Annotated in this window: 23 protein-coding genes; 15 read left to right on the forward strand and 8 right to left on the reverse strand. The window is 59.3% G+C overall.

Annotation, left to right across the window (positions count from 1 at the left end; genetic code table 11):
* Window positions 1-536: 536 nt before the first annotated feature.
* A complete protein-coding gene (gene yaaA, locus KBY02_RS10810; RefSeq protein WP_011266801.1) occupies window positions 537-1,316 on the reverse strand; it encodes a peroxide stress protein YaaA in 780 nt (259 codons plus the stop codon).
* Between the two features lie 202 nt (window positions 1,317-1,518).
* On the opposite strand from yaaA, the gene KBY02_RS10815 reads away from it, so the two are divergent.
* From KBY02_RS10815 to moaE, 5 genes are all read left to right on the forward strand, one after another.
* Window positions 1,519-2,697 carry a polysaccharide deacetylase family protein gene (locus tag KBY02_RS10815; RefSeq protein ID WP_225650342.1) on the forward strand — a complete coding sequence of 393 codons (1,179 nt, stop codon included), beginning with the start codon at window positions 1,519-1,521 and terminating at the stop codon, window positions 2,695-2,697.
* A 294-nt stretch (window positions 2,698-2,991) separates the two neighbouring features.
* Window positions 2,992-4,386: a PhoH family protein gene (locus tag KBY02_RS10820; RefSeq protein ID WP_004406748.1), complete on the forward strand. Its 1,395-nt coding sequence runs from the start codon at window positions 2,992-2,994 to the stop codon at window positions 4,384-4,386.
* 341 nt (window positions 4,387-4,727) lie between these two features.
* Complete coding sequence (gene moaC, locus KBY02_RS10825; RefSeq protein WP_003341741.1) at window positions 4,728-5,213, forward strand: cyclic pyranopterin monophosphate synthase MoaC; 486 nt, start codon at window positions 4,728-4,730, stop codon at window positions 5,211-5,213.
* The gene (moaD, locus tag KBY02_RS10830) at window positions 5,210-5,455 is read left to right on the forward strand and encodes a molybdopterin converting factor subunit 1 (RefSeq protein WP_004406746.1); all 246 of its coding nucleotides are present in this window, start codon (window positions 5,210-5,212) and stop codon (window positions 5,453-5,455) included. The genes moaC and moaD overlap by 4 nt, the downstream gene beginning before the upstream one ends.
* A gap of 2 nt (window positions 5,456-5,457) precedes the next feature.
* Window positions 5,458-5,907 (forward strand): molybdopterin synthase catalytic subunit MoaE, encoded by a 450-nt coding sequence (moaE, locus tag KBY02_RS10835; RefSeq protein ID WP_011266803.1) that lies wholly within the window; start codon window positions 5,458-5,460, stop codon window positions 5,905-5,907.
* A 3-nt stretch (window positions 5,908-5,910) separates the two neighbouring features.
* On the opposite strand, the gene rhlB is transcribed toward moaE, so the two are convergent.
* Both rhlB and KBY02_RS10845 read right to left on the reverse strand, forming a co-directional pair.
* Entirely contained in the window at window positions 5,911-7,368 is a 1,458-nt protein-coding gene (gene rhlB / locus KBY02_RS10840; RefSeq protein WP_161806391.1) for an ATP-dependent RNA helicase RhlB, read from the reverse strand.
* 115 nt (window positions 7,369-7,483) lie between these two features.
* Window positions 7,484-8,143, reverse strand: a complete 660-nt coding sequence (locus tag KBY02_RS10845) for an alpha/beta hydrolase (RefSeq protein ID WP_003415217.1) — start codon at window positions 8,141-8,143, stop codon at window positions 7,484-7,486.
* Window positions 8,144-8,628: 485 nt separating this feature from the next.
* On the opposite strand from KBY02_RS10845, the gene KBY02_RS10850 reads away from it, so the two are divergent.
* From KBY02_RS10850 to KBY02_RS10870, 5 genes are all read left to right on the forward strand, one after another.
* Window positions 8,629-9,657, forward strand: a complete 1,029-nt coding sequence (locus KBY02_RS10850; RefSeq protein WP_024642131.1) for an amino acid ABC transporter substrate-binding protein — start codon at window positions 8,629-8,631, stop codon at window positions 9,655-9,657.
* Window positions 9,658-9,727: 70 nt separating this feature from the next.
* The gene (locus KBY02_RS10855) at window positions 9,728-10,909 is read left to right on the forward strand and encodes an amino acid ABC transporter permease (protein ID WP_011266807.1); all 1,182 of its coding nucleotides are present in this window, start codon (window positions 9,728-9,730) and stop codon (window positions 10,907-10,909) included.
* Window positions 10,910-10,919: 10 nt separating this feature from the next.
* A complete protein-coding gene (locus KBY02_RS10860; protein WP_011266808.1) occupies window positions 10,920-12,017 on the forward strand; it encodes an amino acid ABC transporter permease in 1,098 nt (365 codons plus the stop codon).
* A 10-nt stretch (window positions 12,018-12,027) separates the two neighbouring features.
* Entirely contained in the window at window positions 12,028-12,792 is a 765-nt protein-coding gene (locus KBY02_RS10865) for an amino acid ABC transporter ATP-binding protein (protein ID WP_003408905.1), read from the forward strand.
* A gap of 167 nt (window positions 12,793-12,959) precedes the next feature.
* The gene (locus KBY02_RS10870) at window positions 12,960-14,189 is read left to right on the forward strand and encodes a CynX/NimT family MFS transporter (RefSeq protein WP_024652199.1); all 1,230 of its coding nucleotides are present in this window, start codon (window positions 12,960-12,962) and stop codon (window positions 14,187-14,189) included.
* 42 nt (window positions 14,190-14,231) lie between these two features.
* Here the strand turns inward: KBY02_RS10870 and KBY02_RS10875 are convergent, their stop codons facing one another.
* A complete protein-coding gene (locus KBY02_RS10875) occupies window positions 14,232-15,170 on the reverse strand; it encodes an aromatic alcohol reductase (RefSeq protein WP_060400538.1) in 939 nt (312 codons plus the stop codon).
* 48 nt (window positions 15,171-15,218) lie between these two features.
* On the opposite strand from KBY02_RS10875, the gene KBY02_RS10880 reads away from it, so the two are divergent.
* The 4 genes from KBY02_RS10880 (at window position 15,219) to KBY02_RS10895 (ending at window position 17,573) form a co-directional block, all read left to right on the forward strand.
* Window positions 15,219-15,662: a winged helix-turn-helix transcriptional regulator gene (locus KBY02_RS10880; protein WP_011266811.1), complete on the forward strand. Its 444-nt coding sequence runs from the start codon at window positions 15,219-15,221 to the stop codon at window positions 15,660-15,662.
* 88 nt (window positions 15,663-15,750) lie between these two features.
* A complete protein-coding gene (locus tag KBY02_RS10885; protein ID WP_004406721.1) occupies window positions 15,751-16,242 on the forward strand; it encodes a nuclear transport factor 2 family protein in 492 nt (163 codons plus the stop codon).
* Entirely contained in the window at window positions 16,235-16,576 is a 342-nt protein-coding gene (locus KBY02_RS10890) for a GIY-YIG nuclease family protein (protein ID WP_024652202.1), read from the forward strand. Before KBY02_RS10885 ends, KBY02_RS10890 begins: the two co-directional genes overlap by 8 nt.
* A gap of 64 nt (window positions 16,577-16,640) precedes the next feature.
* Complete coding sequence (locus tag KBY02_RS10895; protein WP_225650344.1) at window positions 16,641-17,573, forward strand: glutathione S-transferase family protein; 933 nt, start codon at window positions 16,641-16,643, stop codon at window positions 17,571-17,573.
* Between the two features lie 61 nt (window positions 17,574-17,634).
* Here the strand turns inward: KBY02_RS10895 and KBY02_RS10900 are convergent, their stop codons facing one another.
* Together KBY02_RS10900 and yejK are read right to left on the reverse strand one after the other, a co-directional pair.
* Window positions 17,635-17,985, reverse strand: coding sequence for a glutaredoxin family protein (locus tag KBY02_RS10900; protein ID WP_004406715.1), 351 nt, complete (start codon window positions 17,983-17,985; stop codon window positions 17,635-17,637).
* 5 nt (window positions 17,986-17,990) lie between these two features.
* Window positions 17,991-18,992, reverse strand: coding sequence for a nucleoid-associated protein YejK (gene yejK, locus KBY02_RS10905; RefSeq protein ID WP_004406712.1), 1,002 nt, complete (start codon window positions 18,990-18,992; stop codon window positions 17,991-17,993).
* A gap of 393 nt (window positions 18,993-19,385) precedes the next feature.
* Between yejK and KBY02_RS10910 the strand changes: the two genes are divergently transcribed.
* Window positions 19,386-19,667, forward strand: a complete 282-nt coding sequence (locus KBY02_RS10910; protein WP_004406710.1) for an HU family DNA-binding protein — start codon at window positions 19,386-19,388, stop codon at window positions 19,665-19,667.
* Between the two features lie 541 nt (window positions 19,668-20,208).
* On the opposite strand, the gene rlmF is transcribed toward KBY02_RS10910, so the two are convergent.
* Window positions 20,209-21,195 carry a 23S rRNA (adenine(1618)-N(6))-methyltransferase RlmF gene (rlmF, locus tag KBY02_RS10915; RefSeq protein ID WP_024660492.1) on the reverse strand — a complete coding sequence of 329 codons (987 nt, stop codon included), beginning with the start codon at window positions 21,193-21,195 and terminating at the stop codon, window positions 20,209-20,211.
* A 156-nt stretch (window positions 21,196-21,351) separates the two neighbouring features.
* A complete protein-coding gene (locus tag KBY02_RS10920; RefSeq protein ID WP_065087487.1) occupies window positions 21,352-24,198 on the reverse strand; it encodes a valine--tRNA ligase in 2,847 nt (948 codons plus the stop codon).
* Window positions 24,199-24,384: the final 186 nt, after the last annotated feature.

Genomic DNA, 24,384 nt, shown 5'->3' on the forward strand with positions numbered 1-24,384 from the left:
CCAGGGCCGTCCTGTTCGAATCCTGCGCGTCGCACCGGGCCGGCGCTTCGCCTGTCTACAACATCAACTAGTGATGTGAGTTTAGTTCTGGTACCTGACACCAGGATCACGTGGACCTGGCTTCCTTGTCGGTAACTTCCCGTTTCCCAAGGCGACCTGTAAGTGATCTCTTACACGTCAGCCCAGAATTGTTACGGGATGTAGGAGCGTACGAATTCGCATTTAGTTCCTGGCCGCTCGTCCTGATTTGCGAATTTTGGTGTATCCGTTCTGTGACACACGCAGTATCGAGGTGATGGCTTTTTTCTTAAAAGCCTCGAATTATAAGGGGTTTGGAGGGGTGGCAGTTGAAGTGCCACTACTGCAAAAATCTGAAATGCCACTACTTAAAAAAGTGGAATTTTTTTTTGGAAAAAATTGCACGCCAGTTAAGAGTCGAAAACTTGACGTTTGTCTGGCGTCATGAAGTTGGCATTCGGTGTTGGATCGTAGGACAGGTCGTGTAACAGCGCTCCGTTACACGACGGTTACAGCCTCTAGTCTTCTGCGATGTTGCGCAAAAACACCAACTTGTCGGGGGTCGACTGTTCGCGGTTGTAACGGTAGCCCTGTACATCGAACGCTTGTAATGCTTCGGGATCGTTGATGCGCTCTTCTATAACGAAGCGGCTCATCATGCCGCGAGCCTTTTTCGCATAGAAGCTGATGATCTTGTACTGCCCGTTCTTGAAGTCCTTGAACTCGGTGTCGATGATTCGCGCCTTGAGCGACGAACGTTTGACGGCAGAGAAGTATTCGGTAGAGGCCAGGTTGAGCAGCAGGTCGTCGCCCTGGTCAGCCAGCGCCTCATTCAGCCATTCGCTGATTCGCGTGCCCCAGAAGGCGTAGAGGTCCTTGCCCCGAGCGTTGGCCAGTCGGGTGCCCATTTCCAGGCGGTAGGGCTGCATCAGGTCCAGCGGGCGCAACAGGCCGTACAGACCCGACAGCATGCGCAAGTGCCCCTGCGCGTAGTCGAGCTGCGCTTCGCTCAGCGTTTCCGCTTCCAGGCCCGTGTAGACATCACCCTTGAAGGCCAGCAGTGCCTGCTTGGCGTTGTCGAGGGTGAAGTCCGGGTTCCAGCTGCCAAAGCGCGCCGCGTTCAATCCGGCCAGCTTGTCGGACAGGTGCATCAGTTCGCTGATCTGCGCCGGCGTCAGTTCACGCAGCTGGTCGATCAGCTCTTGGGAATGGTCCAGGTACTGCGGCTGAGTGAAGCGGCCGGTCGTGGGCGGTGTCTCGAAATCGAGGGTTTTTGCCGGGGAAATCACCATCAGCATGAAGTCGTCTCCTTTTATCGTCCGTGGATTCTAGGGGCTGACAGCCTGCGACTCCAGCTATGGTGGCGATAGAGGTCGCTCCGCCGGAGATGGCAGCAGGACCTGCAGCTTTGTATGCGCGCCGACATAAGAAGCCAGGCACATATCAGCTATAGTGGCGCGCTGGTCATGACGTTAATGGTTGATCGAGAGGGCATCGGGTTTGCGTATCGTTTTAGCAGTGTGTGCAGGTCTGTTCTGGCTTCAGGCGCAGGCGGCAGCGCCGGTCATTGCCACCATTGACCGCAGCGTCTGGCCTGAGCGGCTCGAGACGCCGGGGTTGTTCGACGTCGCATCGCGTGCGGAGATCCTCGCCTTTGCCCACGAGCTGTACCTCAGCGAAAAGCTCGACGAGGAAGGCCTCAAGCAGCGCCTCGGCCTGCGCTTCGTCAACGTGCCGTCGTTGAACGTGGTTCGTCATCGGCTGTGGATGCGTTTGCTGGAGAACTACCAGAACGCGCAAAAGAGCTGCGAGCAGGACGCCAATTTCTGTGTGCTGGTCGAGGACATGGACCAGTTGCGACAGCGCGCCGAGGAATATCAGGTATCCAACGATTCGTTCTATGCCAATTGGGCCAGACCCGGCGCCGCATTCCACCAGCGTTATCTGAACGAGCTGCTGTTCATGGCGGCCCTGTTTCCGCAGACCAGCAGCGAGATCGAGCGTTACAACTCCGATGAGATGGGTGGCGACGAGATGCCGGATCGCACGTTCATGCTCAACTTCGAAAGTGGCCCGAGCCCGGCCGACGGTGGCACCGACTGGCTGGCCGACTTCATGCGCCAGCAGAAAATGACCGCCACTTTCTTTGTGCTGGGCAAGAGCCTTCAGGAGCGTCTCGACAGCACGTCGGTTGCAGGTGTGCAGGCGCTGTATCGCCAGCAGTGTGTGGGCATTCAGGGCTGGGAGTACCGCTCGCACAGCCAGTGGCTGGACTGGCAGGACTCGGTGCGACGCAGCGCGGCACTGGTTCAGCAAGTGTTGCCGGACAACTTCGTGCCGCTGTTTCGCCCACCTTATGGCCATCGACGTGCCGACAGCGGCGACTTCTTCCGCACCGAGCATTTGCGCGTGTCATTGTGGAATATCGACGCTGAAGACGACACCGGACGGCTTTCTGCAGAGCAGGTGGGCGACCGTGTGCTGACCCTCATGCTGCTCTGGCGCAAAGGGACGGTGGTATTCCACGACGTGGCCAACAAGGCGCAGTCGGCGCTGCCATTGCTGCTGGCCAATACCGCGCAAAGCGAGTTGATCTGGGACGATTGCCGGAATATCTCTGAAGCGCCCGAGGAACAAGGGCTGCAGAGCAGTGAAGAGCCTGCGCCGGAAGCGGAGTGAAGGCAGATTCGGCGTGGGCGGACTTCCGACTTTAAACGTGCCGGGTACGTCCGCCAAGCTCTATTCGTCAGGCTGTGAAATAAACTTCAAAAAACTGTCAAAGAGCTTTTTTCTGTCATCCCTTTTGCTGTATTACGAATACAGACCGCCGAAACCTGCAACACAGGTGGCGTCTTCCAAGACCCACCTTGAGCGACATTTCTGCCCTGCCTGAAGGGGAGAATCCGGCGGCCTTTTCGTGGCGCAGTACTGTCGTGGTTCTGCGTCGCCCGGCTTCTACAAAGGTGAGCGAGTATGGATGACCACGGACGCACCCCTTCCACCAACCAGCCAATCCTTTACGTGCTCGATACCAACGTATTGATTCATGATCCAAACGCACTGCTGAACTTCGAAGAACACCACGTCGCCATCCCCATGACGGTTCTGGAGGAACTGGACAAACTCAAGGCCGGTAAACATTCGGTTGCTGCCGAATGCCGCCAGGCCATCCGCCTGATCGACAAGACCCTGGGCGAAGCTTCGCCGGAGGAAGTCGAGAAGGGCGTGCCCATCGACCGTGGTACAGGCGTGCTCAAGGGCTACCTGTCGATTTTGATGAGCAAACGCGAGGAACCCAACAGCCTGCTGCCCGAGCACCTGAACGACAACATCATCATCAACCAATTGATTGACCTGCACGCGCGCAACAAGGACTTGAGCGTCGTGCTGGTGACCAAAGACATCAACATGCGCCTCAAGGCGCGCGCTTGCGGCATTGCTGCCGAGGATTACAGCACCGACCAGCTGGTCGATGACGTTTCACTGTTGTCGCGTGGCTACCATGACATGAGCGGTTCGTTCTGGGACCGCGTCAGCAAGGTCGACACCCGTCAGGAGCGCGGCCGTACCTGGCACCGCGTGCAGCTCACTGAAATGCTGCCGGCGGTTCATATCAACGAGTTTATTGTCGATGAGCAGGGCTTCGTAGGCTGGATCAAGGGCGTCAAGAACGACGAACTGCTGATTCTCGACATGCACCAGGAGCCTTTGCTGCATCAGGAGGCCTGGGGGCTGAAGCCACGCGACATCTATCAGGGGCTGGCGCTGTTCGCGCTGCTCGACCCGGATATTCATCTGGTCAACCTGTCAGGCGCTGCTGGCTCGGGTAAAACCATTCTGGCCCTGGCCGCTGCCATCGAGCAGACCATGGTCACCAAGCGCTATCGGCGCATCATCGCCACCCGCAGCGTTCAGGGTCTGGATCAGGAAATCGGTTTCCTGCCCGGCACCGAGGCGGAGAAGATGGAGCCATGGCTTGGCGCGATCACCGATAACCTCGAAGCGTTGCACATGGATGACGAAAACACCCATGGCAGTGTCGACTACATCCTCAGCAAGGTGCCGTTGCAGTTCAAATCCCTCAACTACATTCGAGGTCGCAGCTTCCAGCAAAGCCTGATTCTGATCGATGAATGCCAGAACCTGACCCCGCACCAGATGAAAACCATCATCACCCGTGCCGGCGCCGGTTCCAAAGTGGTCTGCCTGGGCAACCTGGCGCAGATCGACACCCCTTACCTGTCGGCCACCAGTTCCGGGCTGACCTACCTGACGGAGCGCTTCAAGGACTTCCCGAACGGCGTGCACATCACCCTGCAAGGCGTGCCACGCTCGATACTGGCCGAATACGCGGAGAGTCATCTTTAGCTGAAAAGCAGCTGTAAGCTTCAAGTGGGGGACTTCGGTGTACGAGAGCCCTCGCTTGCAGCTTTTGATTGTCGCGCCCATGCGCCAAGCTTATCGCCACACACAAGTTCGCTTCTGGCCGAAAGGCGTAGGAGCGAACTTGTTCGCGAAGGCTATATTGTGGGCGATAAATCATTTGTGCATGTACAGCCCTCTTCGCGAACAAGTTCGCTCCTACGCCCTCCGGGCAGAAGCCAGGATTTTCGTACGCTTTAAAACCTGTGTAAAACGCCGGGCACTTTCAGCTTGTAGCTTGCAGCTTGCAGCTGCCACACTTCTTGCTTCTGCCAAGGAGTAACGTTGTGCTCACTCATCTTGATTCCCAGGGTCGCGCCAATATGGTCGATGTCACGGATAAAGCCGTGACGTCCCGAGAGGCGGTGGCCGAAGCCTTCGTGCGCATGCTGCCGACGACGCTGCAAATGATCGTCAGCGGTGGTCATCCCAAGGGTGACGTGTTTGCCGTCGCGCGAATCGCCGGCATTCAGGCGGCGAAGAAAACCAGCGATCTGATCCCGCTTTGCCATCCGTTGATGCTCACCAGCATCAAGGTGCACCTCGCCGCCGAGGGTGATGATGCCGTGCGCATCACCGCGAGCTGCAAGCTGGCCGGGCAGACCGGTGTGGAAATGGAAGCCCTGACCGCCGCCAGCGTTGCTGCGCTGACCATTTACGATATGTGCAAGGCGGTAGACCGCGGCATGGTCATCGAGTCGGTCCGGCTGCTGGAAAAGCTGGGCGGCAAGAGCGGTCACTTCATTGCCGACCAGGCACAGGTTTCCTCATGAAGGTTCAGGTTCAGTATTTTGCCCGTTACCGTGAAGTCCTGGGCCTGGACAGCGAGTCCGTTGAAGGCGAGTTCGCCACGCTGGACGCATTGCGCCAGACGCTGCTGCAGCGCGGCGAGGTCTGGCAAGTGCTTGCCGAACAGAACCTGATGTGTGCTCGCAACCAGGAGCTGTGCAAGCCGACCGAACCATTGGCCGATGGCGATGAAGTCGCGTTCTTTCCGCCCGTGACCGGAGGTTGATGATGAGCGTTCGTGTCCAGGCAGAGGCTTTCGACCCCGGCACTGAAGTCAACGCGCTGCATGCCGCGAATCTGGGCATCGGCGCGGTGGTCAGTTTTGTTGGCTATGTTCGGGATTTCAATGAAGGGCGTGAAGTGTCCGGCATGTTTCTCGAGCACTATCCGGGGATGACCGAGAAGGCACTGGCAAAAATCATTGCCGATGCCGAACAGCGCTGGCCGTTGCTACGCGTTGACGTACTGCATCGGGTTGGCGCGCTGGAGCCCGGCGAGCCGATCGTGTTCGTCGGCGTTGCCAGCGCGCACCGTCAGGCGGCGTTCGAAGCCTGTGATTTCGTCATGGATTACCTCAAGACCCGCGCGCCGTTCTGGAAGCGTGAAAACACGTCAGAAGGCACGCGCTGGGTCGAAGGTCGTCACAGCGATCACCAAGCGGCTGATCGCTGGAAGTAAGCATCAGGCGTTGCTGCGCACCACAGCCCTGAGCAGATGAGTCGGCGGTGTCTCGCAACTGATCTTGCGGCCCAGTTTTTCCTCGATGGCGGGCAACTGGTAAGAGTCATCCTCACCGGCAAAGCTGATCGACACGCCATCGGCGCCAGCGCGACCGGTACGGCCGATGCGGTGCACGTAATCGTCCGGCACTTCGGGCAGGGTGAAGTTGATCACGTGACTGATGCCGTCGATGTGAATGCCGCGACCGGCCACATCGGTGGCGACCAGCACGCGGATCTTGCCTTCGCGGAAGCCTTCAAGGGTCTTGATGCGCTTGTGCTGAGGCACATCGCCTGACAGCTGCGCCGCGTTCACGCCATCGCGCACCAGGCGCTCTTCGATGCGTCGGACTTCGTCCTTGCGGTTGGCGAAGACCATGACCCGTTCCCAACCGTTGTCGGTCACCAGGTTGTAGAGCAGCTTGTACTTGTCGGCACCGGCGACGGCATAGATATGCTGTTCGACGTTGTCGCTGGCAACATTCAACGATTCGATCTCGACAATGGAAGGGTCCGTCGTCCACTGTTTGGCGAGGTTCATTACGTCTTCGGTGAAAGTCGCGGAGAACAGCAGGGTCTGGCGCTCACCCTTGTGCGGCGTCTGACGAATGATCTGGCGTACCTGCGGGATAAAGCCCATGTCCAGCATGCGATCGGCTTCGTCGAGGACCATCACTTCGACCATGTCCAGATGCACTTCGCCGCGCTGGTTGAAGTCCAGCAGGCGGCCTGGCGTGGCGACCAGGATGTCGCAGTGGCGTGCTTCGAGTTGTTTGAGCTGCTTGTCGAAGTCCATGCCACCGACGAAGGTCATGACGTTCAGGTTGGTGTACTTGGTCAGGTCGGCGGCGTCCTTGGCGATCTGCACCACCAGCTCGCGGGTCGGAGCGATGATCAGCGCGCGCGGTTCACCCATGTAGCGTTCTGCAGGCGGCGGCGTCTGGGTCAGTTGCTCGATGATCGAGATCAGAAACGCAGCAGTCTTGCCGGTGCCGGTCTGGGCGCGTCCGATCGCATCCTTGCCCTTGAGGGTGAAGCCCAGTACGCCCGCCTGGATCGGTGTGCAGTACGGGAAACCCAGGTCCTGAATCGCGTGCATCAGTTCAGGCGCGAGGTTGAAGTCATGGAAGCGGGTCTTGCCTTCCTGCGGCTCGACGACGAAATCCTCGAGTTTCCATTCCGGGGCGGGCGGTTTGGCTACGCGTTCGCGGCGCGGGCGCTCGGCCCTTGGCTTGTCGGTGCGCGGCGCTCTGGCTTTGGAGGGCTCGCTGGTCGTGTCCAGAGCCTGAGTCTGGACAGCATGATCCGGTGTGTCGCCTGTGGCAGCGGGAGAGGCGGGAATAGAGGTTATCGGAGTAGGCGCAGGCTGCTCAGCCTCGCTCTTACCGAACATCTTTTTAAGTGCTTTGAGCACGGTCATCTCATCAATTGGTTAAGGAATGTACGCCGAGCAGTGTAAAGCAAGAACCGTGCTCGGCGTAGTGCCATCCATGGCGAGCTACAAAAGCGGTCCGTCGCAAGGGGGTCAGAGCGCTTCAGCGAAGCCTTTCAGCCAGCCAGACGCCGATGTCGCGAATTTCCTCCGGTAACACTTGATGCTCCATTGGGTATTCCTGCCATTCAACGGTTACACCCTGGGCGGTGAGATGGTCGTAGACGGCGCGGCCCATCGGATAAGGCACCACCGCGTCGTGCTTGCCGTGCAGGCAGTAGGCCGGGATGCGTTGCTGACTCGCTGACAGGGTCATCTCGTTGCTGAATGTAGGGGCATAAGTGGACAGCGCGAGTACGCCGCCCAACGGACCCTGCCAGCGGCGGTAGCCGGCATGCAAGACCACCGCGCCACCCTGGGAAAAGCCGGCCAGGAAGATTCGTGCCGGGTCGATGCCGCTGTCGCGCTGCTGCTCGATCAGGTCCAGCACCTTCTGCGCCGAGGCTTCCATCTGATCATGGTCAATGGCCCTGGCCTCTGAACTCATGGACTTGATGTCATACCAGCTGGGCATTGCATAACCGCCATTGACGGTCACAGCGCGTGTCGGTGCCTGAGGCAGTACGAAGCGGGTGGTGCGCAACGACTCCTGCAGTGCTTCGGCGACCGGCAGAAAATCATAGCGGTCGGCGCCCAATCCATGCAGCCAGATAACGCAGGCGTCGGCGGGGCTGGAAGGTTCAATGATCAAGGAATCGCTCATGACTGCTCCATTTGTGTGCGCGGGCTCTTTTTGAGCGCATTAATAAGGTGCGCAGGTAGATTAAAAATGAAAGAAGATGTCGCAAGGTTACAAGTTTTTGTCTTGACCTGTCGCTAATTCGACTTAGCCAGCATGCTGGTACGGGCTTTGCTACAGCAGCATTGGAGTCGAGTCGCTCACATCGTTCGGTAACACTATAAGGCTATTACTTATAGCGATCGAAAAGCAGCTCGGGAGTCCATGCGTCAGGATTCGCGGCACGATTCAACCTGTACCGCTCAGGTCCGGGAAAATCATGGGGTTTCAGTCCACGGGGCCGATTCTGAATCATGAAGACGAATGACGGGATGATCCTGCAGGCAATTCATGATTCAGGCCCAGCGTCGCATGACCCAAAAATAAGCCAGCACGGGTCATTAGCGCCTCACAAAGGTGCGACGCGACTGAAACACCTACACAACAAAGAGCAAACTGGAGGTTTTTGAATGAAGATGTTGAAATCCACCGTGGCTGTCGTCACTGCCTTGGCCGCATTTGGTGTGATCGGGGCTGCAAACGCCGGTACCACCCTTGACGCTATCAAGAAGAAAGGTTTTATCCAGTGCGGCGTCAGCGATGGCCTGCCAGGGTTTTCCGTTCCGGACTCTACCGGCAAGATCACCGGTATCGATGCTGACGTCTGCCGCGCAGTAGCCGCCGCAGTATTCGGCGACGCCACCAAGGTCAAGTTCAGCCAGTTGAACGCCAAGGAGCGCTTCACCGCACTGCAATCGGGCGAGATCGACATCCTTTCGCGTAACACCACCTGGACCAGCTCCCGCGACGCGGGCATGGGCCTGGTGTTCACCGGCGTGACTTACTACGACGGTATCGGCTTCCTGGTAAACAACAAGCTGGGCGTCAAGAGCGCCAAGGAACTGGACGGTGCAACCATCTGCATCCAGGCCGGTACCACTACCGAGCTGAACGTCTCCGACTACTTCCGCTCGAACGGCCTGAAATACACCCCGATCACCTTCGACACCTCCGACGAAAGCGCCAAGTCGCTGGAAGGCGGCCGTTGCGACGTGCTGACTTCCGACCAGTCGCAACTTTACGCGCAGCGCAGCAAGCTGGCCAAGCCGGACGATTACATCGTGCTGCCTGAAGTGATCTCCAAGGAGCCTCTGGGCCCTGTCGTGCGTAAAGGCGACGAAGACTGGTTCTCGATCGTGCGCTGGACCCTGTTCGCCATGCTCAATGCCGAGGAAGCCAAAATCACTTCCAAGAACGTTGAAGCTGAAGCCAAGTCGACCAAGAACCCTGACGTAGCCCGTATGCTCGGCGCAGACGGCACTTACGGCAAAGACCTGAAGCTCGAGAAAGACTGGGTCGTGCAGATCGTCAAGCAGGTCGGCAACTACGGCGAAGTGTTCGAACGCAACCTGGGCGAAGGCACCCCGCTGAAAATCAAGCGTGGCCAGAACGCTCTGTGGAATGCCGGTGGCATCCAGTACGCTCCACCTATTCGTTGATTGACCCGGCGCCCGACAGGCTTCCCAGCCTGTCGGGCGTTGTTCTGTTGGATTTTTCCTGGGGCATTTCATGGAAAAGCAAATCGTCGCACCCAAGCAAAAGCTCTCTCTGAGCGATCCGAAAGTGCGCGCGTGGTTATTTCAGATCATCACTGTCGTGGCGGTGATCGCGTTGGGCTGGTTCATTTTCGACAACACCCAGACCAACCTGCAACACCGTGGTATTACCTCGGGTTTCGGTTTTCTTGAGAACAGTGCCGGTTTCGGTATCGCTCAGCACCTGATCGACTACAGCGAAGCGGACAGCTATGCCCGTGTGTTCGTCATCGGCCTGCTGAATACCTTGCTGGTGTCGGTTATCGGTATTGTCCTGGCGACCTTGCTGGGCTTTGTCATTGGTGTCGCTCGCCTGTCTCCGAACTGGATGATCAGCAAGCTGGCCACCGTGTATGTCGAAGTCTTCCGCAACATTCCGCCATTGCTGCAGATCCTTTTCTGGTATACCGCCGTATTCCTCACGCTGCCTGGTCCGCGTCAGGCGCATGGCTATCTGGACATGTTCTTCGTCAGCAGCCGCGGGCTCAACATGCCCAGAGCATTGCCTGCCGAAGGCGCCTGGGCATTCCTGATCAGTCTGGTGGTTGCCGTGATCGCCATCGTGATGATGGTGCGCTGGGCCAACAAGCGCTTCGAAGCCACCGGCCAGCCGTTTCACAAGTTCTGGGTCGGCCTGGCGTTGTTGCTGGTTATCCCCGGTCTGAGCATGCTGATCTTCGGCAGCCCGGTGCATTGGGAGCTGCCGCAGCTGAAGGGCTTCAATTTCTCGGGCGGCTGGGTGCTGATCCCTGAACTGATCTCCCTGACCCTGGCACTGACTATCTATACGGCGGCGTTCATCGCTGAAATCGTGCGTTCCGGCATCAAGTCGGTCAGCCATGGCCAGACCGAAGCTGCTCGCTCATTGGGCCTGCGCCCTGGGCCGACGCTGCGCAAGGTGATCATCCCGCAGGCGCTGCGCGTGATCATTCCGCCGCTGACCAGTCAGTTCCTGAACCTGGCGAAGAACTCTTCGCTGGCAGCCGCCATCGGCTACCCGGAAATGGTTTCCCTGTTCGCCGGTACGGTGCTCAACCAGACCGGGCAGGCCATTGAAGTCATTGCCATCACCATGAGCGTGTACCTGGCGATCAGTATCAGCATTTCCCTGCTGATGAACTGGTACAACAAGCGCATTGCGCTGATCGAGCGGTGAGGAAAAGCGCATGACAACTCATACTTTCAAACCTGATATGCCACCACCGGGCAAAGTGTTCGGCCCGATGGCGTGGATGCGGCAGAACCTGTTCTCCAGCTGGATCAACACCCTGCTGACCCTGTTCTCGCTGTATCTGATCTATCTGGTCGTACCACCGATCATCAGTTGGGCCCTGCTGGACGCCAACTGGATCGGCACGACCAAGGCAGACTGCACCAAGGCGGGCGCCTGCTGGGTGTTCATCGAGCAGCGCTTCGGTCAGTTCATGTATGGCTACTTCCCCAATGAACTGCGCTGGAGGGTCGACCTGACCGCCATCCTGGCGATCGTCGGCGCTGCGCCGCTGTTCATCTCGAAGTTTCCGCGCAAGGCTGTCTACGGTATTGCCTTCCTGGTGATCTACCCGGTTGTCGCGTTCTACCTGCTGCATGGCGGCGCGTTCGGTCTGACCAACGTACCGACCAGCCAGTGGGGCGGTCTGATGCTGACCCTGGTGATCGCCACCGTGGGTATCGTCGGTGCCTTGCCGCTGGGTATCCTGCTGGCGCTCGGTCGTCGTTCCAACATGCCGGCCGTGCGTGTGGTGTGCGTGACCTTCATCGAGTTCTGGCGCGGCGTGCCGCTGATCACCGTGCTGTTCATGTCGTCGGTGATGCTGCCGCTGTTCATGCCAGAGGGCATGAACTTCGACAAGCTGCTGCGTGCGCTGATCGGCGTCATCCTGTTCCAGTCGGCGTACATCGCTGAAGTGGTGCGTGGCGGCATGCAGGCCATTCCCAAGGGCCAGTACGAAGCTGCCTCGGCGATGGGCCTGGGTTACTGGCGCAGCATGGGTCTGGTGATCCTGCCGCAGGCGTTGAAGATGGTCATTCCCGGCATCGTCAACACCTTCATTGCCTTGTTCAAGGACACCAGTCTGGTGATCATTATCGGTCTGTTCGACCTGCTCAACAGCGTCAAGCAGGCTACCGCCGACCCGGCATGGCTGGGTATGGCCACTGAAGGCTACGTCTTCGCGGCCCTGGTGTTCTGGATCTTCTGTTTCGGTATGTCCCGCTATTCCATGCATTTGGAACGTAAGCTGGACACAGGCCACAAGCGTTAGGAGTTTTGTGATGAGTGAAGTTATCAATAAGCCTCTGGGCGCTGAAGGCATGATCCGCATGGAGGGCGTACACAAGTGGTACGGCCAGTTCCATGTACTCAAGGACATCAACCTGAATGTGCGCCAGGGTGAACGTATCGTGCTGTGCGGCCCGTCGGGCTCGGGCAAGTCGACCACCATTCGCTGCCTCAACCGTCTGGAAGAGCACCAGCAGGGTCGCATCATTGTCGATGGCACCGAACTGACCTCGGACCTCAAGCAGATCGAGACCATCCGCCGCGAAGTGGGCATGGTGTTTCAGCACTTCAACCTGTTCCCGCACCTGACCATCCTGCAGAACTGCACCTTGGCACCGATGTGGGTGCGCAAGATGCCGAAGAAGAAAGCCGAAGAAATCGCCATGCACTATCTGGAGCGTGTGCGGATTCCGGAGCAGGCCCACAAGTTTCCGGGTCAGCTTTCCGGTGGTCAGCAGCAGCGTGTGGCGATTGCCCGTGCCTTGTGCATGAAGCCGAAAATCATGCTGTTCGATGAACCGACGTCGGCCCTTGACCCGGAAATGGTCAAGGAAGTGCTCGACACCATGGTCGGTCTGGCTGAAGAAGGCATGACCATGCTGTGCGTGACCCACGAAATGGGCTTTGCCCGTACCGTGGCAAACCGGGTGATCTTCATGGACAAGGGCGAAATCGTCGAACAGGCCGCGCCGAACGACTTCTTCGATAACCCGCAGAGCGACCGTACCAAGCTGTTCCTCAGTCAGATCATCCACTGAGTGGACTTCTGCTGAACAAGGAAACCGGGCCCTGTGCCCGGTTTTTTTATGCCTGTCGTTGCTGTGTGGGTTGTATGCAATTGATCTGAACCTTGTATTCGCGATGATTCTCCAACAGGATACCGCCCCCCTGAAAAGGGTCGACATACTTGATGACCGAGAAACTGATGACTGCCAAGGCTCAACTCAGCCCCCAACCGACTGCCGATCAACCTCATTCTGCCTTGAAGCGCCCCTGGCTGTTGCTGCTGGGTCTGGTGCTGGTCGCCCTCAACCTGCGCCCGGCGTTGTCCAGCATTGCGCCGCTGCTTGACACGGTGTCCGACAGCCTGGGCATGTCCGCTGCCGAGGCCGGACTGCTGACCACCTTGCCGGTTTTGTGCCTGGGCCTGTTCGCGCCGCTCGCACCGATCCTCGCCCGCCGGTTTGGCAGTGAGCGGGTGGTCATGGTGGTGCTTCTGACACTGGCTGCAGGCTTGGCAGTGCGCAGTCTGTTTGGTCAGGTCGGGCTGTTTGGCGGCAGCCTGCTGGCGGGTGCGAGCATCGGAATCATCGGCGTGTTGCTGCCGGGTATCGTCAAACGTGATTTTCCGCACAAGGCCGGAGCCATGACCGGTGTCTACACCATGGCCTTGTGCCTGGGCGCGGCCATTGCAGCCGGTTCGACGGTGCCGCTCAGTCAGTACGTGGGTGGCAGTTGGCAGATTGGCCTGGGTTTCTGGCTGGTTCCGGCACTGATTGCCGCCGCATTATGGTTTCCGCAGGCGCGTGAAGTGCATGGCACGCATCGCGATGTTTACCGGGTCCGTGGTTTGTTGCGTGACCCGCTGGCCTGGCAGGTCACGCTGTACATGGGCCTGCAATCGTCGCTGTCGTACATCGTCTTCGGCTGGTTGCCGTCGATCCTCATCGGTCGCGGCCTGACGCCCACCCAGGCCGGCCTGCTGCTGTCCGGCTCGATCATTGCGCAGGTCATCAGCGCGCTGGCGGTGCCTTATCTGGCCACACGCGGCAAGGATCAGCGTCTGGCGATCATGCTGGTCATGTCGCTGACCCTGATCGGTCTGTTCGGCTGCCTGTATGCGCCGCTTGGCGGGCTGTGGGGCTGGGCGATCCTGCTGGGGATCGGGCAGGGCGGCACGTTCAGTCTGGCGCTGGCCTTGATCGTCCTGCGCTCGCGCGACTCACATGTCGCCGCCAACCTGTCGAGCATGGCGCAAGGCGTCGGCTACACCATCGCCTCGACCGGCCCGTTTGCCGTGGGCGTGGTGCATGACATGACCGGCAGCTGGAGCGCGATTGGCTGGATCTTCGCGGTACTCGGGCTGGGCGCCATCATCGCGGGCATGGGCGCCGGTCGGGCGCTGCAGGTGCAGGTCAGTAGCGAGAAGGTTTGATGTTCGATGATTGATGATCGTGCGACCCGGGCTTAAGTTGCTTCAGGTCTGGGTCAGATTGGCCCGTGCCCATTGTTCGGCACGGGTGACGCTCAGCCCTGATTTCGCGTTGTAGGTACTGGCGACGTCCCATGCCACGCCTCGGCCCATGGCAAAGACTGCCCGGTATTTGCCCAGATTGTCATCCGGCATTTCCGTCAGATCAGCTTGCAACTGCGCAACACTCCATACGTGCCGCTCGATGTCGCGCCCCGTGACACGCTCCACCAGATCGGCCAGCCCGGCGTACGTCAATGTGTCGCCAGCGGTGTACACCACCTGATTCACGATGCGCGGCTCGTGCATCACGATGGCAGCAGTCAGCCTGCCAATGTCCTCTGCGGTCGTGACTGTCACGGCAGTATCGAGGCTGCCCAGCGCATTGATCCGCCCGCCTTGCAGATCGACGACACCGAACGCGGGATCGAACAGGAAGCTTGTAAACATGCCGGTCGAAACGATCACCCATTCGGTGCGCTGCTGGGCGCGCAGCTTTTCTCGCACATCGAGTTGTTCATCGAACAGATCCTGAGGGCTGCCCCGGCCGATAAGGTCGTAGTCAACGCCGAACTGCCAGGGCAGGTAGCGTTTTATGCCGGCCTTGAGCGCTGCATCGGTCAGTTTGCGTTGAGTGCCCCGGCCAGCGGCAAACCCCGCACAGCTGATTACCGTGTCGTAGCGCGTCATGACAGTGGCAAGTTCGTCCACGCTGGCAACGGCCAGATCGGCTGTTTCGATGGCAATGTCCAGCGCGCGGATTTCTTCGATTTCCACACGCTTGGCAGGCGCCTGAGTGCTCAAGCTGCTCTGGCGTAGCAGCACGGCAATGCTCAAGCCATGTGCCCCGGCTTTCTCGACCAGCCCTCGCAACACCGCGAGCCCAAGCTCTCCTGCACCTATTACCAGAATGCGTTGTTTGACGTTTGCGTTATCGGCTTGCATGGTGATCCCTTTGGACAGCCTTTCAATTCAGGCGGGAGAGATGCTGGCATGCCTGTCGACATACAAAAAGTAGGCACATCGGTGATACCGGGCGGGCTGGACGCGCAGGAAGTGGTCAGACGCTCCGAAGCGGCCTGTGCTGCGCTCAGCGATGATGAGGATGGTCTCAAGCGTGACATTCTCGGCCACGCCGGTAATCGCTGGTCATTGGGCGTGGTCCATGCCCTTGGCGTCAGCAGCCCTTTGCGCCACGCCCAATTGCGCCGAAAACTGCACGGTGTCACCCAGCGCATGCTCACTCATACCTTGCGCCAGCTCGAACAGGACGGGTTGATCACCCGCCACGACTACCGCGAGAAGCCGCTCAGGGTGGAATATTCGTTGACCGACCTGGGCATGGGGCTGCTGGTACAGATGATTCCGCTGTGGACTTGGGTGATTGAAAATTCGGAGGCGTTCAGTGCGGCGCGAAATCGTTATCTGGACAGGTAAACGTGATGGCTGATGCGCCATCAACCCCTCGCCATTTTCTTCGGCGCCGCTTATCGTGCACGGATAATTCGCCAAGGGGTGTGCACGCATGAACTACGAAGAACAAAGTCAGGCCAACAGCGCACTGATCACCCGGTTTTATGAGGCGTTTGCGCAGCTGGATGCCGAGGCGATGAGTGCCTGCTATACCGATGACGTGTTGTTCAGCGACCCTGCCTTTGGTGAATTGCGCGGTGCTCAGGTCGGTGACATGTGGCGCATGCTGACTTCCCGGGCAAAGAATTTTTCGGTGGTCTTCGATCAGGTGCGAGCCGATGACCAGACTGGCAGTGCGCACTGGGTGGCGACGTACCTGTTCAGTCAGACCGGGCGCACGGTGGTCAACGATATTCAGGCCCGTTTCGTGTTTCGTGATGGCAGGATCTGCGAGCATCGCGATCATTTCGATATGTGGCGCTGGTCGCGCCAGGCCCTGGGTTTGAAGGGCCTGTTGCTTGGCTGGACGCCTTTGGTGCGCAACGCCGTCAGGGCTCAGGCGCTCAAGGGCCTGAAGACCTTTTCAGAGAGCCGCCGTGCCTGAGGTCGCCTGCACCGCCAGTGCGTCGACTGCCGAACAGGCGGTCGGCAAACCCTGGTTTGTCTATCTGGTGCGCGCTGCCAACGGCTCGCTGTACTGTGGCATCAGCGATGATCCGCAGCGGCGGTTCGCTGCGCACCAGAGCGGCAAGGGCGCGCGCTTTTTCTCTTCGAGTCCGGCGATGGCGCTGGTCTACGTTGAACAATGGCCCAGCAAGGGCGAGGCGTTACGCCATGAGCGGCTGATCAAGAAGCTCAAAAAAAGCGCCAAAGAGGCGTTGGCTGCCAGCTACGTAATGTCACCGATCCATGCGCGTGATGGTGTCCCATCAGTTTGAGGTCGTGGGCGGCCAGGGTACTGCGGGTTAAGCTGTGTTTTTCCCATGTGCACAGAGGCTGAACATGTCCGAGTTGATCCTTCACCACTACCCCACCTCGCTGTTCGCCGAAAAAGCCCGTCTGATGCTGGGTTTCAAAGGCCTCACATGGCGTTCGGTGACTATCCCTTCGATCATGCCCAAGCCTGACCTGACTGCATTGACCGGCGGTTATCGCAGGACCCCGGTATTGCAGGCCGGAGCGGACATCTACTGTGATACGGCGCTGATGGCGCGGCGTCTGGAGCAGGAAAAAGCTTCGCCAGCGTTTTACCCGAAAGGGCAGGAGTTCACGGTTGCCGGCCTGGCCGCCTGGGCCGACTCGGTGCTGTTCATGCATGCCGTGAGTCTGGTATTTCAGCCTGAATCAATGGCTGTGCGCTTCGCCAAGGTGCCGCCAGACGCCGCCAAGGCCTTCGTCGCCGACCGTTCGACGCTGTTAAACGGCGGCACTGCGTCGCGCCCGCTTGTGGAGCAGGTCAAGCACCAATGGCCCACTCTGATGTCACGCCTGGAGCTGCAACTCTCGCACGGCGGTGACTTCCTGTTCGGCGTAGCGTCGATTGCCGATTTCTCGGTTGCCCATACGTTGTGGTTTCTCAAGCAGACGCCGGTGACCGCACCCTTTGTCGATGAGTATCCGAGTGTCAGGGCCTGGCTCGATCGTGTGCTGGGTTTTGGTCATGGCACGTTCAGCGACCTGAGCTCGGCAGATGCCATCGAAATCGCCAGAAACGCCACGCCTGCGCCATTGCCCGATGAAACTCTCGTCGATCCAAATGGCTTCAAGGCAGGTGAAAAGGTTGCGGTTTCTGCGGTCGACTATGGCGTCGAAGCGGTTGAGGGCGAGCTGGTATTTAACGGCCGCGAAGAGCTCATCCTGCGCCGCGAGGACGAGCGTGCCGGTGTCGTGCACGTACACTTCCCGAGAATGGGCTATCGGATCGAGAAGCGCTGAGGTTCAACGATGCTCTGCGTCGCAAAGAGGACGCGGAGCGTTGGCACGCTAGCCAGGCGGGTTACTTCAACGCCGCCAGTATCTGATCCGGGTCAAACCCCCGGATCAGTGTGCCGTTGACGTCGATCAGCGGGATGCCTCTGCCACCCAGCGCTTCATAGGCCTTGCGGCCTTCTTCCGACTTCTCGATGTCGAACTCCTGATACGCAATCCCCTTGCTGTCCAGAAAACGCCGGGTCTGCTTGCAGTAGCCGCACCAGTCAGTGGCGTACATCACCACTTTGGCCTGGCTGTAGCTCTGTGCGACGTCTGCCGGGGGCGGGTTGACGAAGTGCTCGATCCTGCCCCAGTTCTGGTAAATCACGACCACCAGCATGATCAGGGCAAACTTCTTGAGGGTACGCAGCAGCATCTCGGTTACCGTCGCTTCAACTGGTCGGTCAGTTGCGTCGGCAGCCCTTTGATGATCAGGGTACCGGCGCTTTCGTCGTATTCGATCTTGTCGCCCAGCAGGTGCGCTTCAAAACTGATCGACAGGCCCTCGGCGCGGCCGGTGAAGCGGCGGAACTGGTTGAGGGTGCGCTTATCCGCCGGTATTTCCGGGGACAGGCCGTAATCCTTGTTGCGAATGTGATCGTAGAAGGCACGCGGACGCTCTTCGTCGATCAGCTCGGACAGTTCCTCCAGGCCCATCGGTTCGCCCATCTTGCTCTGACTGCTGGCGTAGTCGACCAGGGTCTTGGTCTTCTCGCGGGCCGATTCTTCCGGCAGGTCTTCGCTTTCGACGAAATCACTGAACGCCTTGAGCAGCGTGCGGGTTTCGCCGGGGCCATCCACGCCTTCCTGGCAACCGATGAAGTCGCGGAAGTACTCGGAAACCTTCTTGCCGTTCTTGCCCTTGATGAACGAGATGTATTGCTTGGACTGCTTGTTGTTCTGCCACTCGGAAATATTGATTCGGGCGGCGAGGTGCAACTGGCCAAGGTCCAGGTGCCGGGACGGGGTCACGTCCAGTTCGGCATTCACTGCCACGCCTTCGCTGTGGTGCAGCAGGGCGATGGCCAGGTAGTCGGTCATGCCTTGCTGATAATGGGCGAACAGCACGTGGCCACCCACTGACAGATTGGATTCTTCCATGAGCTTTTGCAGGTGCTCGACTGCCACCCGGGAGAACGCCGTGAAGTCGCTGCCGCCGTCGATATATTCTTTCAGCCAGCCGCTGAAAGGGTGCGCACCGGACTCGGGATGGAACAGGCCCCATGCCTTGCCCTGTTTGGCGTTATAGCTTTCGTTGAGGTCGGCCAGCATGTTCTCGATGGCCTGGGACTCAGCGAGTTCGGAGTCGCGTGCATGGAGAACAGCGGGCGTACCGTCGGGTTTCTTCTCGATCAGGTGGACGATGCAGTGACGGATCGGCATGGGCTTCTCGGCTGAAAAAGGTGAAGAGCGTGCAGCTCGTTGCAAGATGCCCAGTGTAACGCACGCATGCGCCTGATGGCCCCGGACGGGCTGGTTTTCGCCAGCAGCGAGTGTTTGCTGGATGTTTTTTGTGCAATTAACATTAAAACCTGACCAAAAGGATAGGTAGAGGCGGATATTTGCCCGGCTCTGTGCTAGTTTTGCGCGGTCTTGCGCACTTAGCGCGTCAAGCGTGCAGTTAGCGCACACGTAGGTCGAACCATTACCCGGTTTCAGTATCTACACTTTCGCGATTAATCGTGGCTGCTAGCGGGTGGCCAGGTTCGTTGCCTGGCCACGGGCCGACGTTGCGCTCTGCAATCCAAATGAATTTGATAGGGAAGGAACACCACCATGGCTCTTACTAAAGACCAATTGATCGCCGATATCGCTGAATCTATCGAAGCGCCAAAAACCACCGCGCGTAATGCTCTTGAGCAATTGGGCCAAATTGTTGCCGACCAATTGGAAAACGGCGTGGAAATTACTTTGCCAGGTATCGGCAAACTGAAAGTTGCAGAGCGTCCAGCTCGCACTGGCCGCAACCCTTCGACTGGCGCTGCCATCGAAATCGCTGCCAAGAAAGTTATCAAGTTCGTACCAGCCAAAGTGCTGACCGACTCGATCAACAAGTAAGCAACCGCTTGCTGTGAAAAAGCCGTGCACCGGTTAACCGGGCACGGCTTTTTTGTGGGCGCCTGATTGGACACCTCCCGCAAAGTCGGACGCAGAGCGTCCATAACGGTCCTCCAGACGCCTATCGTTCCTCACGCTCCAGCGTGGGAATGCCTTGCGTGACGCTCTGCGTCACAGATCTGTGCCGCACTGCATACTCAAGAGAGGACGCAGAGCGTCCAGAACGGCATGCCGACGCGGAGCGTCGCACGATAGTCGAGATTACGGCCTGCCGGCGCGGCGTCGCACGATAGTCGAGATTATCGTTCCTCACGCTCCAGCGTGGGAATGCCTTGCGTGACGCTCTGCGTCACAGATCTGTGCCGCACTGCATACTCAAGAGAGGACGCAGAGCGTCCAGAGCGGCATGCCGACGCGGAGCGTCGCACGATAGTCGATGTTAAGGCATGTCGCTGCGGAGTCGCACGATAGTCGAGATTACGGCCTGCCGACGCGGCGTCGCACGATAGTCGAGATTAGGCGCGTGTTCACGATAGTCGAGTCAGCCTGGTGCGCGCTGTGCCTTGTCGAGGAAGGTCCAGGCCACAAAACGACTTTGCTTCTGGCCCTGGCCCATTTCCACGACCTTCACTTCCAGCGCGCCGGCTTTTTTCAGGGCGCTGTGGATCGGCGGCAGGTTGGAGGCCTTGGACACCAGTGTGCTGAACCACGCCACCTGGTTCGGCAGCAAGGCGCTTTCCTGGATCAACTGCGTTATGAAGCCGATCTCGCCGCCGTCGCACCACAACTCCTGCGACTGTCCACCGAAATTGAGCACCGGCAGCTTGCGCTTGGGATCAGCCTTGCCCAGCGCCCGCCACTTGCGCTGGCTGCCACGCTGCGCTTCTTCCAGCGAGGCATGGAAGGGCGGGTTGCAGAGGCTGACGTGGAAGCGTTCGCTGCTGTCGAGCAGCCCGAGCAGGATCTGCCTGCGATTGGCCTGCTGGCGCACGCTGATGGCCTTGCTGAGGCCGTTGGCCTTCACAATCGTGGTGGCTGCGGCGATGGCGGTGCTGTCGATGTCCGAACCCACGAACTGCCAGCCATAGTCGCTATGCCCCAACAACGGGTAGATGCAATTGGCGCCAGTGCCGATGTCCAGCGCCTTGATGGAGGCGCCGCGTGGTATCACGCCTTCATTGTCTTCGGCCAGCAGGTCGGCGAGGAAGTGCAGGTAGTCCGCACGCCCGGGAATTGGCGGGCACAGGTAATCGGCCGGAATGTCCCAATGGGCGATGCCATAGAACGCCTTGAGCAGCGCGCGATTGAACACCCGTACCGCCTGCGGATTGGCGAAGTCGATGCTTTCCTTGCCGTAAGGATTGAGGATCACGAACGCTGCCAGTTCGGGGCTGGATTTGATCAGCTTCGCAAAGTCGTACTGGCCCTGATGCCGATTGCGCGGGTGCAAGGTGGCCTTTTCACGCGGCGCAGCAGGTTTGGCTGGCCGCTGAGGCTTCTTGCGCGGTGGTTTGCGGGTATCGGTCATGGATTCGATGTCAGCCGTGAGGTTGAGTTGCCTGGCTTATTCGCGAGCAAGCGCAGCGTCGCCTTTGGCGTAGTACGCGTTGCTCGCGAATAAGTCAGTACAGACGTTCAGATAACAAAAAGCCAGCCCATGATCGGGCTGGCTTTTCTGGCCACCTTACAGGCTGGCGATGCGTGCGTGTTGCTCGGCCAGCTTGCCCAGTGCCTGTTCGGCTTCGGTCAGCTTGGCGCGTTCCTTGGCGATGACTTCAGGCGGCGCCTTGTCGACGAAGGCGGCGTTGGACAGCTTGCCGCCGACGCGTTGCACTTCGCCTTGCAGGCGCTGGATTTCCTTGTCCAGGCGCGCCAGCTCGGCCCCTTTGTCGATCAACCCGGCCATCGGCACCAGCACTTCCATGTCACCGACCAGGGCGGTGGCGGACAGCGGTGCTTCTGCGCCTTCGGTCAGTACGGTCATGGATTCGAGCTTGGCGAGCTTCTTGAGCAGGTAATCGTTTTCGCTCAAACGACGCTGATCTTCGGCGCTGACGTTCTTGAGGAACAGTTGCAGCGGCTTGCCCGGACCGATGTTCATCTCGCCACGGATGTTACGCACGGCGAGCATCAGGCCCTTGAGCCATTCGATGTCGTCTTCGGCCGCCTGATCGATGCGTGCTTCATTGGCCACCGGCCAGGGTTGCAGCATGATGGTCTTGCCTTGCGCACCGGCCAGCGGCGCGAGGCGCTGCCAGATTTCTTCGGTGATGAACGGCATGAACGGGTGCGCAAGACGCAACGCCACTTCCAGAACGCGAACCAGTGTGCGGCGTGTGCCGCGCTGACGCTCGACCGGCGCTGTCTCGTCCCACAGTACCGGCTTGGACAGTTCCAGATACCAGTCGCAATACTGGTTCCAGATGAACTCGTACAACGCCTGGGCGGCGAGGTCGAAGCGGAACTGATCCAGCTGGCGGGTCACTTCGGCTTCGGTGCGCTGCAACTGCGAGATGATCCAGCGATCAGCCAGCGACAGTTCGACCGCTTCGCCGTTCTGGCCGCAGTCTTCGCCCTTGTCCAGTACGTAGCGCGCCGCGTTCCAGATCTTGTTGCAGAAGTTGCGGTAGCCTTCGACGCGGCCCATGTCGAACTTGATGTCGCGACCGGTGGATGCCAGCGAGCAGAAGGTAAAGCGCAGGGCATCGGTGCCGTAGCTGGCGATGCCGTCGGCGAATTCCTGACGGGTCTGCTTCTCGATCTTCTTCGCCAGTTGCGGCTGCATCAGGCCACTGGTGCGTTTTTCTACCAGCGTTTCGAGGTCGATACCGTCGACGATGTCCAGCGGGTCAAGCACGTTGCCCTTGGACTTGGACATCTTCTGGCCCTGGCCATCGCGCACCAGACCATGCACATAGACGGTCTTGAACGGGACTTGCGGCGTGCCGTCCTCGTTCTTCACCAAGTGCATGGTGAGCATGATCATCCGGGCGACCCAGAAGAAAATGATGTCGAAGCCGGTGACCAGCACGTCGGTGGAGTGGAAGGTTTCCAGTGCCTTGGTCTTTTCCGGCCAGCCGAGCGTGGAGAAGGTCCACAGGCCCGAGCTGAACCAGGTGTCCAGCACGTCGTTGTCCTGCTGCAGCGCGACTTCAGGCCCAAGGTTGTTCTTGGCACGGACTTCGGCTTCGTCGCGGCCGACGTAAACCTTGCCGGATTCGTCGTACCAGGCCGGAATGCGGTGGCCCCACCAGAGCTGACGGCTGATGCACCAGTCCTGGATGTCGCGCATCCACGAGAAGTACATGTTTTCGTACTGCTTGGGCACGAACGCGATGCGGCCGTCTTCGACAGCGGCAATCGCAGGTTCGGCCAGCGGCTTGGTGGAGACGTACCATTGATCGGTCAGCCACGGCTCGATGATGGTGCCGGAGCGGTCGCCTTTCGGCACCTTCAGTGCGTGATCATCAACGCTGACCAGCAACCCGGCGGCGTCGAACGCGGCAACGATCTGTTTGCGCGCTTCGAAGCGATCCAGCCCGGCATAGGCTGCAGGCAGGCTGCCGTCGACGCTTTCGTTCAATGTGCCATCAAGGTTGAACACCTGAGCGGCGGGCAATACGTTGGCATTCTTGTCGAAAATGTTCAGCAGCGGCAGGTTGTGGCGTTTGCCGACTTCATAGTCGTTGAAATCGTGGGCCGGGGTGATTTTCACGCAGCCGGTGCCGAACTCGGGATCGCAGTAATCATCCGCGATGATCGGGATGCGGCGGCCTACCAGAGGCAATTCGACGAACTTGCCGATCAGCGCCTTGTAGCGCTCGTCCTGCGGGTTCACCGCAACGGCGGCATCACCGAGCATGGTTTCCGGGCGCGTGGTAGCCACGATCAGGTAATCCAGACCTTCGGCGGTCTTTGCGCCGTCAGCCAGTGGATAACGCAGGTTCCACAGATGACCTTTCTCGTCGTGGTTCTCCACTTCGAGGTCGGAAATGGCGGTGTGCAGCTTGGTGTCCCAGTTGACCAGGCGCTTGCCACGGTAGATCAGGCCGTCTTCATGCAGACGCACGAAAGCTTCCTTTACCGCTTCGGACAGGCCGTCGTCCATGGTGAAGCGCTCGCGGCTCCAGTCGACGGACGAGCCCAGGCGGCGGATCTGGCGGCTGATGTTGCCGCCGGACTCGGCTTTCCATTCCCAGATCTTGTCCAGAAACTTCTCGCGGCCCAGTTCATGACGGCTTACGCCTTGCGCTTCGAGACGACGCTCGACCAGCATCTGCGTGGCGATACCCGCGTGGTCGGTGCCCGGTTGCCACAGCGTATTGCGGCCCTGCATGCGACGGAAACGGATCAATGCATCCATGATCGCGTTATTGAAACCGTGACCCATGTGCAGGCTGCCGGTGACGTTCGGCGGCGGGATCATGATGGTGTACGAGTCACCCACGCCTTGCGGAGCGAAGTAGTTCTCGGACTCCCAGGTCTGGTACCAGGAAGTTTCGATGGCGTGCGGCTGGTAAGTCTTGTCCATGCGCGGCGGGAACCTGTGGCATTGATTCGGAAACCGGTAAGTATAGACCTGACGGCCAGCGACAAGCCACAGGAGCAGCTGTGAGCTTCAAGCTTCAAGCTGCAAGCTGGTAGTTCTGTCAGTAGGCGGCGTGTCTTCCAGACGGCATGATCGGTATTCAGACTTTACTTGCAGGGCGGATGCTGC

Origin of the sequence: Pseudomonas sp. P129 (genome assembly GCF_020312195.1) — a bacterium.
Taxonomy (GTDB): Bacteria; Pseudomonadota; Gammaproteobacteria; order Pseudomonadales; family Pseudomonadaceae; genus Aquipseudomonas; species Aquipseudomonas fragariae.

Excerpts from the sequence above, each read along its gene's own strand:
- yaaA (WP_011266801.1), bottom strand. The coding sequence starts at position 1,316 with ATGCTGATGGTGATTTCCCCGGCAAAAACCCTCGATTTCGAGACACCG.
- KBY02_RS10820 (WP_004406748.1), top strand. The coding sequence starts at position 2,992 with ATGGATGACCACGGACGCACCCCTTCCACCAACCAGCCAATCCTTTAC.
- moaD (WP_004406746.1), top strand. The coding sequence starts at position 5,210 with ATGAAGGTTCAGGTTCAGTATTTTGCCCGTTACCGTGAAGTCCTGGGC.
- moaE (WP_011266803.1), top strand. The coding sequence starts at position 5,458 with ATGAGCGTTCGTGTCCAGGCAGAGGCTTTCGACCCCGGCACTGAAGTC.
- rhlB (WP_161806391.1), bottom strand. The coding sequence starts at position 7,368 with ATGACCGTGCTCAAAGCACTTAAAAAGATGTTCGGTAAGAGCGAGGCT.
- KBY02_RS10845 (WP_003415217.1), bottom strand. The coding sequence starts at position 8,143 with ATGAGCGATTCCTTGATCATTGAACCTTCCAGCCCCGCCGACGCCTGC.
- KBY02_RS10850 (WP_024642131.1), top strand. The coding sequence starts at position 8,629 with ATGAAGATGTTGAAATCCACCGTGGCTGTCGTCACTGCCTTGGCCGCA.
- KBY02_RS10855 (WP_011266807.1), top strand. The coding sequence starts at position 9,728 with ATGGAAAAGCAAATCGTCGCACCCAAGCAAAAGCTCTCTCTGAGCGAT.
- KBY02_RS10860 (WP_011266808.1), top strand. The coding sequence starts at position 10,920 with ATGACAACTCATACTTTCAAACCTGATATGCCACCACCGGGCAAAGTG.
- KBY02_RS10865 (WP_003408905.1), top strand. The coding sequence starts at position 12,028 with ATGAGTGAAGTTATCAATAAGCCTCTGGGCGCTGAAGGCATGATCCGC.
- KBY02_RS10870 (WP_024652199.1), top strand. The coding sequence starts at position 12,960 with ATGACTGCCAAGGCTCAACTCAGCCCCCAACCGACTGCCGATCAACCT.
- KBY02_RS10875 (WP_060400538.1), bottom strand. The coding sequence starts at position 15,170 with ATGCAAGCCGATAACGCAAACGTCAAACAACGCATTCTGGTAATAGGT.
- KBY02_RS10880 (WP_011266811.1), top strand. The coding sequence starts at position 15,219 with ATGCCTGTCGACATACAAAAAGTAGGCACATCGGTGATACCGGGCGGG.
- KBY02_RS10885 (WP_004406721.1), top strand. The coding sequence starts at position 15,751 with ATGAACTACGAAGAACAAAGTCAGGCCAACAGCGCACTGATCACCCGG.
- KBY02_RS10895 (WP_225650344.1), top strand. The coding sequence starts at position 16,641 with ATGTCCGAGTTGATCCTTCACCACTACCCCACCTCGCTGTTCGCCGAA.
- KBY02_RS10900 (WP_004406715.1), bottom strand. The coding sequence starts at position 17,985 with ATGCTGCTGCGTACCCTCAAGAAGTTTGCCCTGATCATGCTGGTGGTC.
- yejK (WP_004406712.1), bottom strand. The coding sequence starts at position 18,992 with ATGCCGATCCGTCACTGCATCGTCCACCTGATCGAGAAGAAACCCGAC.
- KBY02_RS10910 (WP_004406710.1), top strand. The coding sequence starts at position 19,386 with ATGGCTCTTACTAAAGACCAATTGATCGCCGATATCGCTGAATCTATC.
- rlmF (WP_024660492.1), bottom strand. The coding sequence starts at position 21,195 with ATGACCGATACCCGCAAACCACCGCGCAAGAAGCCTCAGCGGCCAGCC.
- KBY02_RS10920 (WP_065087487.1), bottom strand. The coding sequence starts at position 24,198 with ATGGACAAGACTTACCAGCCGCACGCCATCGAAACTTCCTGGTACCAG.